This window comes from Methanosarcina subterranea (assembly GCF_055385895.1).
On the sequence record NZ_AP042426.1, the window covers coordinates 3,653,219 to 3,668,978 of the forward strand.

The 15,760-nt window shown below is 40.6% G+C and carries 17 protein-coding genes and 1 pseudogene; 9 read left to right on the forward strand and 9 right to left on the reverse strand.

The genetic code is table 11. The annotated features are described in order from the left end of the window. The first annotated feature begins 107 nt into the window (after window positions 1-107). Window positions 108-1,152, forward strand: a pseudogene (locus tag ACZ5A8_RS15955) (ISAzo13 family transposase). 9 nt (window positions 1,153-1,161) lie between these two features. Here ACZ5A8_RS15955 and ACZ5A8_RS15960 read toward each other — a convergent pair. Next, the gene (locus ACZ5A8_RS15960; protein ID WP_464530235.1) at window positions 1,162-1,437 is read right to left on the reverse strand and encodes an HAD family hydrolase; all 276 of its coding nucleotides are present in this window, start codon (window positions 1,435-1,437) and stop codon (window positions 1,162-1,164) included. Window positions 1,438-2,070: 633 nt separating this feature from the next. On the opposite strand from ACZ5A8_RS15960, the gene ACZ5A8_RS15965 reads away from it, so the two are divergent. Then, window positions 2,071-3,090, forward strand: coding sequence for a glycoside hydrolase family 130 protein (locus ACZ5A8_RS15965; RefSeq protein WP_464530236.1), 1,020 nt, complete (start codon window positions 2,071-2,073; stop codon window positions 3,088-3,090). Window positions 3,091-3,463: 373 nt separating this feature from the next. Here ACZ5A8_RS15965 and ACZ5A8_RS15970 read toward each other — a convergent pair whose 3' ends face one another. From ACZ5A8_RS15970 to ACZ5A8_RS16005, 8 genes are all read right to left on the reverse strand, one after another. Further along, complete coding sequence (locus tag ACZ5A8_RS15970; protein WP_464534171.1) at window positions 3,464-3,703, reverse strand: SHOCT domain-containing protein; 240 nt, start codon at window positions 3,701-3,703, stop codon at window positions 3,464-3,466. Between the two features lie 94 nt (window positions 3,704-3,797). Then, on the reverse strand, window positions 3,798-4,172 hold the full coding sequence (locus ACZ5A8_RS15975) for a DUF2173 family protein (protein WP_464530237.1): 375 nt from the start codon (window positions 4,170-4,172) through the stop codon (window positions 3,798-3,800). A 539-nt stretch (window positions 4,173-4,711) separates the two neighbouring features. Then, complete coding sequence (locus tag ACZ5A8_RS15980) at window positions 4,712-5,242, reverse strand: hypothetical protein (protein WP_464530239.1); 531 nt, start codon at window positions 5,240-5,242, stop codon at window positions 4,712-4,714. 27 nt (window positions 5,243-5,269) lie between these two features. Further along, window positions 5,270-5,440: a hypothetical protein gene (locus ACZ5A8_RS15985; protein ID WP_464530241.1), complete on the reverse strand. Its 171-nt coding sequence runs from the start codon at window positions 5,438-5,440 to the stop codon at window positions 5,270-5,272. Between the two features lie 114 nt (window positions 5,441-5,554). Beyond that, entirely contained in the window at window positions 5,555-5,818 is a 264-nt protein-coding gene (gene pspAA / locus ACZ5A8_RS15990) for a PspA-associated protein PspAA (RefSeq protein ID WP_464530243.1), read from the reverse strand. 11 nt (window positions 5,819-5,829) lie between these two features. Further along, complete coding sequence (locus ACZ5A8_RS15995) at window positions 5,830-6,594, reverse strand: PspA/IM30 family protein (protein WP_464530244.1); 765 nt, start codon at window positions 6,592-6,594, stop codon at window positions 5,830-5,832. Between the two features lie 205 nt (window positions 6,595-6,799). Beyond that, window positions 6,800-7,429, reverse strand: coding sequence for a methyltransferase family protein (locus tag ACZ5A8_RS16000; protein WP_464530246.1), 630 nt, complete (start codon window positions 7,427-7,429; stop codon window positions 6,800-6,802). After that, entirely contained in the window at window positions 7,426-7,773 is a 348-nt protein-coding gene (locus tag ACZ5A8_RS16005) for a DUF2933 domain-containing protein (RefSeq protein WP_464530247.1), read from the reverse strand. Before ACZ5A8_RS16005 ends, ACZ5A8_RS16000 begins: the two co-directional genes overlap by 4 nt. 245 nt (window positions 7,774-8,018) lie before the next feature. On the opposite strand from ACZ5A8_RS16005, the gene ACZ5A8_RS16010 reads away from it, so the two are divergent. From ACZ5A8_RS16010 to ACZ5A8_RS16040, 7 genes are all read left to right on the forward strand, one after another. Continuing rightward, window positions 8,019-8,762 (forward strand): class I SAM-dependent methyltransferase, encoded by a 744-nt coding sequence (locus ACZ5A8_RS16010; protein WP_464530249.1) that lies wholly within the window; start codon window positions 8,019-8,021, stop codon window positions 8,760-8,762. 104 nt (window positions 8,763-8,866) lie between these two features. Next, window positions 8,867-9,598, forward strand: a complete 732-nt coding sequence (locus ACZ5A8_RS16015) for a sulfite exporter TauE/SafE family protein (protein WP_464530250.1) — start codon at window positions 8,867-8,869, stop codon at window positions 9,596-9,598. 347 nt (window positions 9,599-9,945) lie between these two features. Then, a complete protein-coding gene (cooS, locus tag ACZ5A8_RS16020) occupies window positions 9,946-12,027 on the forward strand; it encodes an anaerobic carbon-monoxide dehydrogenase catalytic subunit (protein WP_464530252.1) in 2,082 nt (693 codons plus the stop codon). Between the two features lie 50 nt (window positions 12,028-12,077). Continuing rightward, window positions 12,078-13,049, forward strand: coding sequence for an ABC transporter substrate-binding protein (locus tag ACZ5A8_RS16025; protein ID WP_464530253.1), 972 nt, complete (start codon window positions 12,078-12,080; stop codon window positions 13,047-13,049). Window positions 13,050-13,054: 5 nt separating this feature from the next. Then, on the forward strand, window positions 13,055-13,828 hold the full coding sequence (locus ACZ5A8_RS16030) for an ABC transporter permease (protein WP_464530255.1): 774 nt from the start codon (window positions 13,055-13,057) through the stop codon (window positions 13,826-13,828). Window position 13,829: 1 nt separating this feature from the next. Then, entirely contained in the window at window positions 13,830-14,660 is an 831-nt protein-coding gene (locus ACZ5A8_RS16035) for an ABC transporter ATP-binding protein (protein WP_464530256.1), read from the forward strand. 520 nt (window positions 14,661-15,180) lie between these two features. Further along, a complete protein-coding gene (locus tag ACZ5A8_RS16040; RefSeq protein ID WP_464530258.1) occupies window positions 15,181-15,756 on the forward strand; it encodes a protein-S-isoprenylcysteine O-methyltransferase in 576 nt (191 codons plus the stop codon). Window positions 15,757-15,760: the final 4 nt, after the last annotated feature.

Genomic DNA, 15,760 nt, shown 5'->3' on the forward strand with positions numbered 1-15,760 from the left:
TAAATGAGAAAGATCGAAGAAGATATGCAGCCATAGAAGCAATGAAATTAGGACATGGGGGACAAAACTACATAAGTAGTGTTCTAGGCTGTCATTTTCAAACTGTTATGGCTGGAATTAATGAAATCACTAATGGTATAGAAAAACCAGGTAACAGGATTCGAAAGTCTGGCGGAGGAAAAAAGAAAATCATCGATACATTTGAGAATATTGATGAAGTTTTCTTTGACATTCTAAAACATCATACGGCTGGAAGCCCTACGGATAAAGAAATAAAATGGACGAATCTGAGTCTCAAGGGCATTTCAAAGGCTTTTGAAGCAAAAGGCATGAACATAAGTCCACATGTAGTAAAGCAGCTCTTAAAGAAACATGGTTTTGTAAAGAGAAAAATGCAAAAATCTGTCACTATGAAAGACTGTAAAGGCAGAAATGAGCAGTTTGAGAAGATTAACAAGCTCAAAGAAGAGTACGTAAAAAGCGAGAATCCGATAATCAGTATAGACGTAAAAAAAAGAAGTCATCGGTAATTTCTACCGTGACGGTAAAATCTACTGTACCCAGACAGTAAAGGTATATGACCACGATTTCAATACATTTTCAGATGGTTTTGTAATTCCACATGGTATTTATGACCTGAAACGTAACGAAGGATACATCACTTTAGGAACCAGTAAAGATACAAGTGAGTTTTGTTGTGACTGCATTAAATACTGGTGGGAAAAATACGGTAAGGAAAACTATCCTAAGGCAAATAGCATTTTAACCTTAGCAGATGGTGGTGGAAGCAACTCAAGCAGGCATTATATTTTCAAGGAAGATCTGCAAAAGCTGGTAAATGAAATTGGGATTGAAATCAGAATGGCTCACTATCCACCATATACTTCGAAATACAATCCAATAGAACACAGGTTATTCTGTCATGTTACAAGTGCCTGCAAAGGTACTGTTTTCAGCACTATTGATGTTGTTAAAAGCCTTGTTGATAGGACGTATACATGCACAGGATTGAATGTGTTTTCAACCATCAAAAATAAAGTTTATGCTACGGGAAGAAAAGTAAGTGAAAACTTTAAGGAAAAAATGAAAATTGTCTTTGATGATTATTTGGGAAAATGGAATTATACAGCTATTCCAGAAGTTAAAACTTGAAGTTATTTTTCAATCATTCCTTAGCTCTCTGAAGCACCGCCTGGCAATAGGATGCTCCGAACCTTGTTCCACCGAAGCTGCCATGGTTATCAGTTCAAATTCGGTCACGTCAGGAACAAACACCACATCTGTTACCTCAGGTTCACCTTTAGTGAGCGTTCCTGTTTTATCAAAGATGACGGCTTGTAGCCGGGCAGAATCTTCCAAAGCTGCGACACTCTTGAAGAGGACACCTCGCTGTGCAGTCATTGTAGTGGCTACCTGGATAGCCATAGGCGTGGCCAACAAGAGCATCGGGACAGGCTATTTATTACTACTACCGTAACAGCGAGAGTAAAGGAAAAGATCAGAGACTCGTTGGCTAAGCAAAGAATGCGCCCACAATCAAACCGTAAATCAGCATTCAAATGGCGCTGATTAACGCACCCAATACAGTAGGCGTATATCCGGGATGGAAGGCCGCAATTATCTCCAAGAATTGAAGCCCCGCCCAGTCAATACTGCGAAGAGAACTACTACCAGGCTGCTTATACCCGATGCAGTGCCACTGGCCAGAGTAAATGCTTTTACATCTAGCTTCACGAATTTTCCCCTTTATTTAATTATATTATTCGATATAATATGACACAATGCCAAAATCTAGTGATGAACTCAAAATTAAAAATCACTAGATTTTGAAAATGGTCACAATCCTTTGAACATCCCCTATTGATTGATGCCTGAAGATCCCGAATATTGAGTTTAGTCGAAGTCTGAATTCTTCCGGCAAATTCAGTGTTTCAATCAAAAAATGCAAAAATCACTGGATTTTGGACCAGAGTCTATAATATATTCATTAGATTTAAAACTTGGAATTTTGTCTCAAAACATAAGGTAATAACCCAATATAATTCTGAGAACTAGATCCTGAGGAATAGTATGGACTGGAAAGATCATGGTGAATTATTTGTAAGGTATGAGAAAAATCCTATACTTACTGTTGAAGATTGGCCGTATAAGGCCCACTCAGTGTTTAACCCTGCAGTAACTATGGTTGATGGTGCAACTCTGCTACTGGTGCGTGTCGAAGATCACAGGGGGTTTTCTCATCTTACAGTCGCCAGGAGCAAAAACGGAATTGATAGCTGGGAGATTGACAGCGAACCGACACTTTTTCCGGATTCGGTAAACTATCCTGAAGAAATATACGGCATTGAAGACCCGCGTATAACTTACGTTGATGAGATGAGAAAATGGGCTGTGGCATACACGGCTCTTTCGGATTCCGGTCCTTTAATATCTCTTACCTTTACAGAGGATTTCCACAATTTTGAACGGGTAGGAGCAATATTACCGCCTGAAAGTACAGATGCTTCTGTTTTTCCTGTGAGATTTAATGGCAGATGGGCAATACTGCACAGACAAGTATCTAGTATGGTGAGTGCGAAAGCAAATATCTGGATATCCTTTTCCCCTGATATGAAATACTGGGGAGAACATGAAGTTCTTCTGTATGCCCGGGAAGGCGGATGGTGGGATGCCAGCAATATAGGTACGTGCCCGCAACCAATCCGCGTACCTGACGGATGGTTAATAATGTACCATGGGATACGTCAGACAACACTTAAAATAAATTATCGGGTTGGTTTGGCCCTTCTTGATCTTGAAGATCCCAGAAAAGTGCTCAGAAGGTCAGAAGGATGGGTTTTCGGGCCTCGTGAAATGTATGAACGTAGTGGAGACTTTAGTGATGCTGTTATCCCTTGTGGATGGGTGTTAGTGGACGATGAACTCCGTATTTATTATGGAAGTGCGGACACATCTATATCATTAGCCAGCGCAAAAATAAGTGATATTCTTGAGTATATTCATGGGTGTTCTGAGGACCAGTGCTCTGACGAATACTGCAGATGGTTTGAAGAAAACAGGAGGAAATTGATTGATCCAAAAAAAGGATAATTTGGAGATCATTTCAAAAACTTAAAATTTGTTTCTTTGAGTCTTGTATTACAGAAGTATTACAGAACTTATGCACTTGAGGTACAGAATCAAGCACAATAGATATAGAGGCTAAATGTTTTTTTATGCAGTTGAAGGTTTAATGTAATTTATTTCTCAGTTCAACCGCGTAAGTCCTAATTAAAATTATTCAGCTCCAAAAGTTTAATTTATGACTTAAAAATAATGCAATCTTTTCCTTATAACTTTACATTTACATGAGCAGGCTAGTTAGAGCTATTTAGATTAAAAACGGAAGTTAAAAGGCAGGTAGAGAATGCCTTTTTTCAGAATAGAACCTATCCCTACCTACTGCTCAGCAGGTAGAAGCCTTTCATATTAAACGCTTTTTTATTTCCTCAAATTCTTCTTCAGTAATTTCGCCTTTTGCATATCTTTCCTTTGCAATATCCAGTGCAGATTTCTCCTCACCACCATGGGTTTTGTTCTGCTCAAGAAGCTTTTTTATTAACAGATAAGCTACCACGATAACGAGAATCCAGAAAAGGAGCATAAAAAACATACCTCCATACCCCATCATACCATAACCGTAATTGCCCATATACCCAGTCATTGTAACCACTTCCCAAATCTCTCTTTTTCAGCATTTGAAATTCTTTGTGATCTTAAGGATAGACATGCCTGAAAAAAGTTAGAAACCAGAACGATTATTCAGGTTTGCTTAAGGGAGTAAAACACACTGCTACCCCTTTAAGTAGCTTGTCAAAATCTGCTTTAGCGCTCTCAACGAAAACTCCTCTTGTTCCGGATATAATAACGGTCCATTCACCCCCGCTGTAAACCCAATAGTGCTGAGGTATCCATTTCATCCTGTAGAGTTCCGTATAAGCACTTGCCAGAGCATTAAACATCATATTGACGGCTCCGCAGAACTTGGCTGTCATCTCGGCCATTTCTTTGGGCATATCTGTGTTGGATTTGTAGTCCACAAGCTTTCCTTCTGGGCTAAAAATCCCAGCTGCCATTACTCCGTCAAATTTCAAAAGCTCATCTAGCGATAAATCGCACTCTTTTGTATCCATATACTAACCTCCCAATTAACGGCACATTTGCGAATTACTTGCTAAATTGTAAGATTAGCAGAAAGTTTGCTTCGTCTCTCTGATCGCTCGTATAAACCATAGGCTCCTCATTTCCTGTGCATAAAATTATTTCAGCAGGTTTGATAGTTCCTTTAAACTTAATTTTTGCATAAAGGAATGGAAAACTATTGATCTATTATTATATAATAATATCAAATTAAAAGAAGAAAATTAAAATCTTGGGTCGTGAGGATGAGTTACTGAAACTATAAACACAAAATACCTTTAAACTTTTCTCAGAAAAAGGTAATGTACTTTTTTTTCAGGATTGATTAGTAAATTATAGGCTTTGCTTGATTATCAACTGATGAAATCGAAAAATGAAATATGTAGCCAACAATTGAAAAACTCAGTTTATATAAAATTACTAGTTAGATCTTTAATAAAGACGGCTACTGATACTTTTTACTCCGGCTGAGTGTTTACTTTATTTTTTAAACTTCAGTGAGATCTGCCACACTTAAGCTTCAAAATAAGGTTTAGCTTGTTACGTTCATCCCACCCAGATAAGACCTATGCCAAGTATGTACCCAGATCTGACCAGTATGGGCATTTACGCTTAGCATGCCCTCTATTTCCTGTCTTCCAAAGTCAAAGGTATAGTAACCAGGCATCGCTTTGGATTCCAGGATTTGCGCTCCTGGCAAATAGCCAGTAAGGAAATCATTTGCCAGCCTCTCCGCCCCGGTCATGTCGTAGTCTGCGTCCTCAGCATTCACCCTTCCAGCGCCAAAGCGTGTGTTCCACATCATATTTGGTCCTGGCTCAGCGTAGGCCGATCCGGAATAACGATCCACCAGTACCTCAGCTGTATAATGACTGCTGTTTTGGTCCTTTAAAACCGCATAATAATTGCCGCTGAATATCATGAAATCTTCGACTTCCATGTTCGAGCCGTATTGTCGGGAAAAATTTTGCATGCTTCTCAAAGCTTCATCCTCAGTTATAGGTTTGGACTCTGGATAGTATAGCGCCATTATATTGCCCATCATCATATTGCTCGTCATCATACTGCCCATCATTCCAGATTCAGAGCTCTAGTTGTAGCCTGGATTGTTCATCATTCCAGGTCCCATCTGCCCTGGCTGATAACCACCTGGGTTATAGGTTGAACTATTACACATCATTGGCCTGAAGGCTAGAAAGGCAAGGAGTATTATTACTGCCAGTACTAACAGGCCAATTATGATATTTTTGTTGTCTGCCATGATTACCTCAATTATACAATATAAAGTCCCCAAAAATATGCCGATAAGGATCAATAGTACGATACTGGAGGAATTGGTTTAACACTCACTTTTCCCTCTGAGATCAGGCACTTTTTAATCCTCAAAAATTCCGGGTCCTTTAAATATGGCTTTTGCTTCCTCAAAACTCAGGTCTTCAGGGGGCACAATGATGTCGGACTCCATTATCTCTTCGGCTTCAATTGCTTCTCCTTTTTCCTTTATTTCGAAAATCAGTTTAGCAAGTTCCTTTCTAAACTCGTCGGCCTTTTCTTCCGTAACCAGGGTAACAATCCTGTTATCTATCTGGTTTAATTCATCGCAGAGGGTTTCAGGTGCCCTATATTGGCCTCCGCCCATGATCCTGATTATTATTTTAAGACCTCCTTTTCTTCCTCTGCACCTATACTTTCTTTCCCGGTGTCTGTTTTTGCAGACCTCTTCCCAGTTTCAGCTTTAAGCCTGGCAAGTTCGGATTCTACGCTTGTCCGGGTGCTGATTTTTGCAAGTTCCCTATCTATGTCGTCCCTGCCACCTGTAAGATCCTCGAGTGTGCCTGCTTCCATAAGCTCGTCAATTGCCGAGGCGCGAGCTTTCATTTCCTCGGTTTTGTTTTCAGCCCTTTCAAGTGCAAGTCCCACATCTGCCATTTCCTCACTGATCCCTGTGACGGACTCGTTTATCTTCACCTGGGCTTCAGCCGCAGAATACTGGGCTTTAATGGACTCCTTCTTTGTCCTGAAGATCTCAACCTTTGTAGAAAGGCGCTTTTCCGAGGCAATGAGCTTTTCTTCCTGCTTTTCGAGTTCAATAATCTCCCTGTCAATCCCATCCACCTGCTGCTGGAGGGCAGACTTTCTCTCAAGGGCAAGCCTTGCAAGGTCTTCGCGGTCAGCTGCAACCGCATCTCTTGCCTGTTTCTCAAGTTTCTCATTGCTCTGGATTAGTTTTGCCCTCTGGAGCTGGAGGCGTTTTTTAGAAGTTGTCACCTCTGCAACACCCTTCTTTACATTCTGCAGCAGCTCCAGTTGCTTTTCATAAGAGTAATCGAGCGTTTCTCTTGGGTCTTCCATCCTGTTAAGCAATTTATTCATCTTTGATTTGAATACAGTTTTCATTCTTGCAAATAATCCCATGTATCTCTCCCCTTTTTAAAAATCATTGAGCATGTTGTCTTAAGGGTTTATGTTGTTATGGAATGCATATTGAAATATCCCTGTATAGACAGAATCAATGACCTCCGTAATACCCCAATAATATAATATCCCAATAATTAAATATACATCAAATTAGTTCTATTTATCAGCCGATGCTTAAACCATACGATTTTAATTTTGCAAATTACCCAAAATGTGGTATAAATCCCGGAATTTTTGCCATATACCGGGAATATTCTTCGCCAAATTCTACCAATGTATCCCGTTCCTCCCGTCTTGCCAACTTTTTATACACCCATACTAGGATTGGGAACATAATTAGAGTCAATATTGTGGGCCATTGGATCAAAAATCCTATCATGACAAGCACAAAAGCAACGTATTGAGGGTGGCGCACGTAGGCATATGGCCCGCTAGTTGCCAGTTCTTGGCTCTTCTGTGCCTTATAGAGTACACTCCAGGATGAAGAGAGAAGATACAGCCCTCCCAGGATCAGAATATAGCTGAAAATATGAATCAGACTGAAGTGAGGATCCCCTGTAGTACCCAGAAGGTCGCTCCAGAGATGTCCGGAATTATGAGAGTAGATATCCAGTCCCGGATAGCGGTCTGTCAGCCAGCCTGAGAGCAGGTAAATAGTAAGAGGGAAACCGTACATCTCAGTAAAAAGTGCAACTATGAATGCTGCAAATCCTCCAAGGGAGCGCCAGTCACTCGATGTTCTAGGTTGTGTGAAGCTCAAGGCGAAGACAGTGAAAATCAAGGAGTTAATTATAACCAGAGGCCAGAGACCGTATGCTTGAATATTGCTCATAGAGACCTCTCCTTGCTATGCTCATTTTGACTGTACTCGTGCTGACCTATATCCTCATACCCGCCAGTACTCTGTTGGATCGTTTTATCTTCTCCTTTATGCTTATGTTTTTCTCCGCCGTGCCCACAATGTCCTGCTTGTCCTCCGTGTCTCCCATGTTTTCCATGTCTTCCGCACATGAAAAAATGAAGCAGGATATAACCAAGGAAGAATATGTAGCTGGAATATGCCAGAAGATGAGCTTTATGCTCTGTCAGGACATAGAACGCAATAGTGGCTAAACCAAAAAGCACTATTGCTTTTACGATGAAATTATTTCTTGATTTGCAACTTGCTCCATCCATTTGGAGTTTCTCCTTTTTTCAGTTGTAAGGATAGTCGTTTAATGAGAACCGTATACAGGAGAGTTTTTTGACGATTTTCTGGAAACTAGAGTTATACTCATTTTATTATGATCAATAACTCGCTCAAAGTCTCTTTTGCCCTACAACCCAAAAATTATTTTTTCCAATAATTATAAAAATACAATTATTAAACTTTATTCATAGCGGCAAAATTAATGCTTTTATTTAGATTTGTTCTATTATTCATGAGAGCATTAGTTTATATCGAGGTAAAAATCGTGGTGGAAAAATTAACTGAGGAAGAAAAGGAATACTACTTACTCGTACGAAAGGCGTTTACTATATTGGCTCCTTTTTATGATACTGTTGTTGCACCTTTTTCCGGCGTGAGGGATAGAGTGGTGAACTTTACAAGTTCTCAAAAAGGTTCCAAAATATTAGATGTTGCTACGGGTACGGGACAACAGGCTTTTGCATTTGCGAAAAAAGATTATGAAGTTATCGGGATTGACCTCTCTGAAGCTATGATTGATGTGGCCAGAAAGAAAAATAAATTTAGGAATGCGAAATTTGAAGTCGCTGATGCAACAAACTTACCATTTGAGGACAATAGTTTTGACATATCCACGATATCGTTTGCTTTACATGATATGCCTTTGAGTATAAGAGAAAAAGTATTGAAAGAAATGGTCAGGGTAACCAGACAGGAAGGAATCATAATAATTGCTGATTATGATTTACCCAAAAATAGGATTGGTAAATTTTTAATTTATCATTTTATTGCTCTTTTTGAAGCCGAATATTATAAAAATTTTATTAAATCCGACTTTGAAGCACTACTTAACAAAAATAGAATTGAGATAATAGAAAAAGATACTGTATTACATGGAGCTGGAAGAATATTGAAAGGAAGAATATTGGAAGGAAGAATATTGGAAGGAAGAATATTGGAAGGAAGAATATTGAAAGGGATAAATAATAAGCTATAATATACTGAAATGTTCGAAAATTTCTTTTTGCGTAAAGGAATCTATTTCTATTTGGTCTATTTGGCATAATTATAATGCCATAATGAAGTCAATATAGTAGAAATATGCTCGTGTATGAGGAAATTATTCTTATAACTTTGCTCACGCTTCTGGCAAGTATAATCGGGACTCTGGCCGGATTTAGAATATCCACAGTTATGGTACCAATTCTCCTGATGGTATTTCCTCTGCCTCAGACCCTGCTTCTTGTGGGCATAATTCACTGGTTTAACGATATCTGGAAAATGCTCTTATTCCGGAAGGGCATAAGTTGGAAACTTTTTCTTGCCTTCGGCATTCCTGGTATCTTCACAAGTTTCATAGGATCATCTTTATCCTTGAGAATCTCCCAGGAGTTCCTCTCAAAAGCTTTAGGAATGTTCCTCATAGCCTATGTTATTTTCATCACCTTCAACCGAACATTCAAGCTTAGCGAAAGGTTATCGGTGGCAGTATCCGGTGGAGCCCTGACAGGATTTTTTGCAGGTATTTTCGGCATCGGAGGGGAGATAAATGCAGTAGCCCTGAGCGCTTTCAACCTCGATAAAGCCGTTTATATCGCAACTGCAGGTGCCATATCATTTCTGATTGATTCTACAAGGATAGCGACCTATATCGAAGGAGGCGTAAAGCTGGACCCTGCCATTTTATCAGGCTTTTTAGTTTTCATACCCGTATCTTTAATCGGAGCAATGATCGGGAGAAAAGGAATTGAAAAGATACCCCAGGAAAAATTCAGAAACTTCGTGGCAGTTTTCATATTTTTATTCGGGATAAAACTGTTGCTATTCCCATAATTTAATGGAAGTTTTTGCCCTATAACTTTTATACATTTTTTCTTGACCGTTGGATTCCTGCATTAACTTTCGGTCTATTCTTTGTAACCTTTGTGCTTTATATCGAGTTTTTCAGGAAATTCTTGCCTCGAAATCAACGTTTAAGTATTAGCAGTGAGTTTGGCGTTATACCAGTTCACAATTGTGAACTTAAATATAAAGCTATTACATGAGGCAGATGTAAGCTAGAAAATTTTTATGTAAGCCAGGAAATTTTTAGCCGTCTTAGATATTCGGTAGAAAACGGCCCGGAAATGAAGGTATCCGCCATTGAATTCGGTAAAATTACAAATAGAGGTCTTTGAACAATGAAGTCGCCTGAGATTCCCCATCATAGTGATGATCATTCTCATAGTGATCATTCTCATAGTGATCATTCTCATAGTGATCATTCTCATAGTGATCATTCTCATAGAGATGATGAGCACGGTCACCACAGTCATCATCATGGTGGAGGAGACTTCACAGATTATATGGAAGCTGTGTCTGAATACAAAAAAAGTTTTCCAACTAAGACAGAGGTGTTAGAGCACACCCCTGATCCAGCGGTTAAAGGAATGCTGTTGCAGATGCAGAAGATCGGCTGTGAAACTCCTTTTGATCGTTTTGATCAACAGAAGCCACATTGTAACTTCGGCATGGCAGGGGTATGCTGCCGCAATTGTAATAACGGACCATGCAGGATCACCAGGAAAAGCCCCAGAGGAGTATGTGGAGCGGATGCAGACCTCATTGTCTCTAGAAACCTGTTAAGGTGGGTTGCTGCAGGAGTGGCTGCCCATGGTGCCAGAGGGAGGGAAATTATGCTTGCCTTAAAAGCTTCCGCTGAGGGTACTCTGAAACTACCGATTGCAGGCGAGGAAAAATTAAGAAAATCAGCTGCTCAATTAGGCATCGATATTGAAGGAAAAACAACAGAAGCAGTCGCTTTAAAGGTTGCCGATGCTCTCCTTGAGGATTTATCCAGAACAGTGCCCGATAAACATAAAACATTAAACGCTTTTGCGACGCCGGAGCGAATAGAGGTATGGAAAAATTTGGACATTCTCCCGGTTGGCGCTTATCACGAAGTGTTTGAAGCCCTTCATCGAACAACCACAGGAACCGATGGGGATTGGAAAAACGTTATGCAGCAGTTCCTGCGATGCGGTCTTGCCTTTGCCTGGACCAGTGCCCTTGGATCTTCAATCGCCATGGACAGTCTTTTCGGCCTGCCGGAAAGAAGCACGGTTAGAACAAATGTAGGAGCTTTAAAGGAAGGCTATGTAAATATCGCAATTCACGGGCACTCCCCCCTCCTCGTAAGTGAGATTATAAAACAGGGGAGAAGTGAGGAATCTGTACATCTTGCAAAAGAAAATGGTGCAGAGGGAATTCAGTTTTATGGTATATGCTGCTCGGGACTTTCTGCCATGTACCGTTATGGCGGGGTAATACCTTTATCAAATGCCATTGGAGCTGAGCTTATACTCGGAACCGGTGCGCTTGACCTCTGGGTGGCCGATGTTCAGGATATCTTCCCGACAATCATGGATGTGGCTAAATGCTTTAAAACAACGGTAGTTACGACCAGTGATTCAGCAAGGCTGCCAGGGGCAGAACATTACGGCTATGACCATACACATTCAAACTTAAACGAAACGGAAAATTTGGCGAAAAAAATAATTCGGAAGGCAATTGAAAGTTTTGCAGCAAGAAGGGATGTCCCGGTTTACATTCCCAATTATGAAGTTAACGCAGAAATAGGCTTTTCACTGGAATACGCTGTCAGCCATTTTGGAAGCATAAATGTTATCGCAGATGCGTTGAAAGAAGGCAAGGTCGCCGGTGTAGTAAATCTGGTCGGATGCAGCAATACAAGAGTTATTTATGAAAAAGCGGTTGCTGATGTAGCCGCTAAACTAATCGAAAATAACATTCTGGTTCTCACCAACGGCTGTGCTTCTTTCCCCTTAATGAAACTGGGTTTCTGCAGCCAGGCGGCTCTTGACAAAACCGGAAGAGAGTTGAGAGAGTTTTTAGAGCCTGACCTTCCCCCGGTATGGCATATGGGAGAATGCATTGATAATTCCAGGGCTTCTGCATTATTCAGAGCTCTTTCTGACGCTTCGGGTAAAGATATCAAAGATATGCCTTTCGCGCTTGCAAGCCCGGAATGGTCAAACGAAAAAGGCCTGGGTGCTGCCCTTGGTTTCAGACTAATGGGCATAAATTCGTACCACTGTGTGCATCCTCCTGTACAGGGCTCAGAAAATGTCATGAGATATCTGTATGAAGATACCAGAGAGACACTGGGTTCAGTAATGGTGGTGGAGTTAGATCCTTCGAATCTTGCCGACAGGATCCTGTTGGATATTCAGGAGAAAAGAAAGGCTCTCGGATGGAAGTAAGGACTATATTGGATATATAAAACGAATAAAATTTAATCGGAGTAAGTAGGATGAAAAAAGCAATTGTTATAGTTGTGTCGGCGGTCATAATAGCGTCCTTGCTGTTCAGCCTGACCGGATGGGGCAATAATAAAGAAGAAAATACTGCGCAAGATGAAGTCAAAACTGTGAAAATCGGCTATCTTCCATTAACTCATGCTCTTCCGTTATTTGTTGAAAATGATCTTTCAGGAAATGATTCCAGGAATTTCAAAGTGGAGCTGGTGAAATTTGGTTCCTGGACCGAGCTCAGTGATGCAGTAAATACCGGTCAGGTTGACGGTGCTTCTATGTTAATCGAGCTTGCTATGAAATCTAAGGAGCAGGGGATTGACCTTAAGACTGTCGCCCTGGGACATAGAGATGGTAATGTGGTGGTAGTATCCAAGGATATTACGCAGGTTGCTGATTTGAAAGGAAAAACTTTCGCAATCCCTCACAGGCTCTCAACTCACAATGTTCTCTTATACAAGATGCTAAAGGAAAATGGCCTTACAGTTAATGACGTGAACATTGTAGAGCTCCCACCACCCGAAATGCCAGCTGCTCTTTCCGAAGGAAGGATTTCCGGTTACATAGTCGCCGAGCCTTTTGGAGCAATATCTGTAGCAAGCGACAATGGGAAGGTATTATTTGAATCACAGGATTTATGGAATAATTCCGTATGCTGTGGCCTTGTGCTTAGAAACGACTTCATTGAAAAAAATCCGACAATTGCAGCAGAATTTGTAAATGAGTATGTCAGGGCGGGTGAAAGAACCGAATCTAAAGACCCCGAAGTATTAGATACTGCGGCCAGGTACATGAAAGTCGAACCTGAAGTACTCGACCTGTCACTCCAATGGATTTCCTACGATAACCTGAAACTGGAAGAGAAAGATTACAATGAACTGTCTCAATACCTTGTGGAAATGGGGCAATTGAAAAATCCTCCCAAATACTCGGAATTTGTGGACAATTCATTTATTGAAGCGGTAAAGTGAGAACAATGGAAAAAATAAAAAAAGCAGGCACTATCATTGTAAGCCTCACTTTATTGGTTTTAATCTGGCAAATAGTGGTCCTTACCGGAAGGTATGAACCATCCCTCCTTCCTTCTCCCTTCAAGGTTCTGGAAGGTATAGACGAACTAATTAAGGATGGAACCCTCGCGACTCATTTCCAGGTCAGTTTGATGAGGTTCCTGACCGGATATTTGGCGGCATCAGTTGCAGGGATTGTTTTAGGCCTGATTCTTGGATCTTACGGGAAAGTGTGGGCTTTTATCGATCCTGTAGTGCAGGTTCTAAGGCCTGTTTCGCCCATTGCATGGTTCCCGTTTATAGTGCTCTGGTTTGGTATTGGGGATTTGCCCGCGGTCGTGATCATTTTTATAGCGGCATTTTATCCGGTTCTTCTATCAACGATTTCCGGAGTTAAAAAGGTAGATCCGGTATACCTGAAAGTAGCTCAGAATTTCGGCATCAAACAACCGTATTTATTACCAAAAATTATCTTCCCAGCAGCTTTTCCGATGATTACAAACGGACTGTATATGGCATTGGGGTCAGCCTGGGTATTTCTGGTTGCCGGAGAAATGGTTGGAGCTCAATCAGGACTGGGGTATCTGATAATTGACGCAAGAAATTCTATTCGATCAGACCTTGTACTTGCCGGTATTATCTGCATAGGAGTAACAGGTCTTTTACTCGATAAGACAATCAGGCTTCTGGAAAACCGGGTACAAAAGCAATGGGGAATGTCCTTGGAAAGGGTGAGTTAATATGTTTATTTCTGTTGAAGGAGTATCAAAAGTATACGAGCTGAAGGACAAAAGTAACTCCGTTGCTCTGGAAAAAGTCGATTTATCGATTGAAGAAGGAAAATTCATCTGCCTGCTTGGTCCGAGTGGATGTGGAAAAACAACGCTCTTGAACATAATGGCAGGTTTTGATAAGCCTTCCACCGGAGCTATCAAAATTAACGGAGATGATGTTAACCAGCCTTCAATTGATAGGATTTCCATATTCCAGAATTTTGGTCTGCTGCCATGGAGAACAGTAATTAAAAACGTGGAGCTGGGGCTGGAGTCAAAAGGATTTGATGAGAAAAAGCGTCGAGAAATTGCGGAAGAATATATCGAACTGGTAGGATTGTCGAATTACAAAAATCATCACCCCAACCAGCTTTCCGGAGGTATGCAGCAGAGAACTGCTATCGCAAGGGCTCTGGCAGTTGACCCGAAAATCCTCTTTATGGACGAGCCTTTCGGCGCTCTGGATGCAATGACAAGAATGACCATGCAGGATGAGATTGAAAGAATCTGGCAAGAAAAGAAAAAAACAATCATATTTGTTACGCATGATATTGAAGAAGCAGTATTTTTAGCGGATAAGATTGTTGTTATGACAGCTGGTCCCGGAAGAGTGAAAAGAATCATTGATGTGCCTTTAGCCAGAAAAAGGGATAGAACAAGCCACGATTTTTTAGCAATACGCAATGAAGTATTCAGAGAATTTGAACTAAAATCCAGCGATAAAACAGAGTACTATTTGCAGCAATCCCGATCAGAAATCCCAGCTCAGCACCGTGTTTCCGATGTACTCATTTCATAGATCTGATCAATAACTCAGAGGCACGACCCTGTTTCATCCTTTTTTACCTTTTTTATATATTCGCTACTCAAAAATCAAAGCCATAATAAGTGTGAAAACCCACGTTGCGGAAATCTTAAATTATGAACTTATTTACCCCCAACTAAAGAAGGAATACCTATGCTTTAGTTGGGGGCAATGATCGGGAGAAAAGGAATTGAAAAGTACCCCATGAAAAATTCAGAAACTTCGCGGCAGTTTTCATATTCTTATTTGGAATGAAACTGATAATATTCCCATAACCAGGGGTATCCTTTGCTCTACGTTTCGTGTGCATTCTTCATGCGCTTTTTGCCTCTGGGCAGGGTTAATAACGAAAGGATAGCTAAAACCAAGTGATGAAGAGAAAACTGGACTTCGTAGCGTTCTGGAATTATAAATGCTAAAAGAAGTATGCAACTTTTCCTGATGAAATCTGATACCTATTAAATAGTTTTGTGATAAATTAAATTCTGTACGTGAAAATCAGTTTAAGATAGCTTTGATAATCCTGCCTCCGGTAGACGTGAGCGTCAGGTTATACTACCAGAAGGGCCGCAGAAAGTTCGAAAAAGTAGCAGTAAAACACGAAAAAAGAGAGAAATTCTTCTATTACCTGGTTGGAATGGGTATTATTCCCATCTTCTACTATTTGCTTACCTCCAGGATAGACATTTTTCGCCTGCCCTTCCCTGCCCGGGTCCGCTGGTTAGGAGCGGGCATAGTTTTTGCGGGCAATTTTCTGTTTATCTGGTCTCATAGAGCTTTAGGCAGTAACTGGTCACCCATCCTTGAAATCAGAAAAGAACATACCCTTGTAACCAATGGTCCTTACAGATTCGTCAGACATCCCATGTATGCAGCTATTTTTATAATAGGAATAGGGATCACACTTCTTTCTTCCAACTGGATAGTAGCCCTATGTTATATGCTACCTGTAATCTGCATGTATTTGGTCAGGATATATGACGAAGAAAGAATGATGATAGAGCAATTCGGAAAAGACTATCGGAAATACATTAGAAGTACTACATTTGGTGCCAAAGCTGAGAGCTTGAGAAATAAAAGTAAAATTTAGGAGC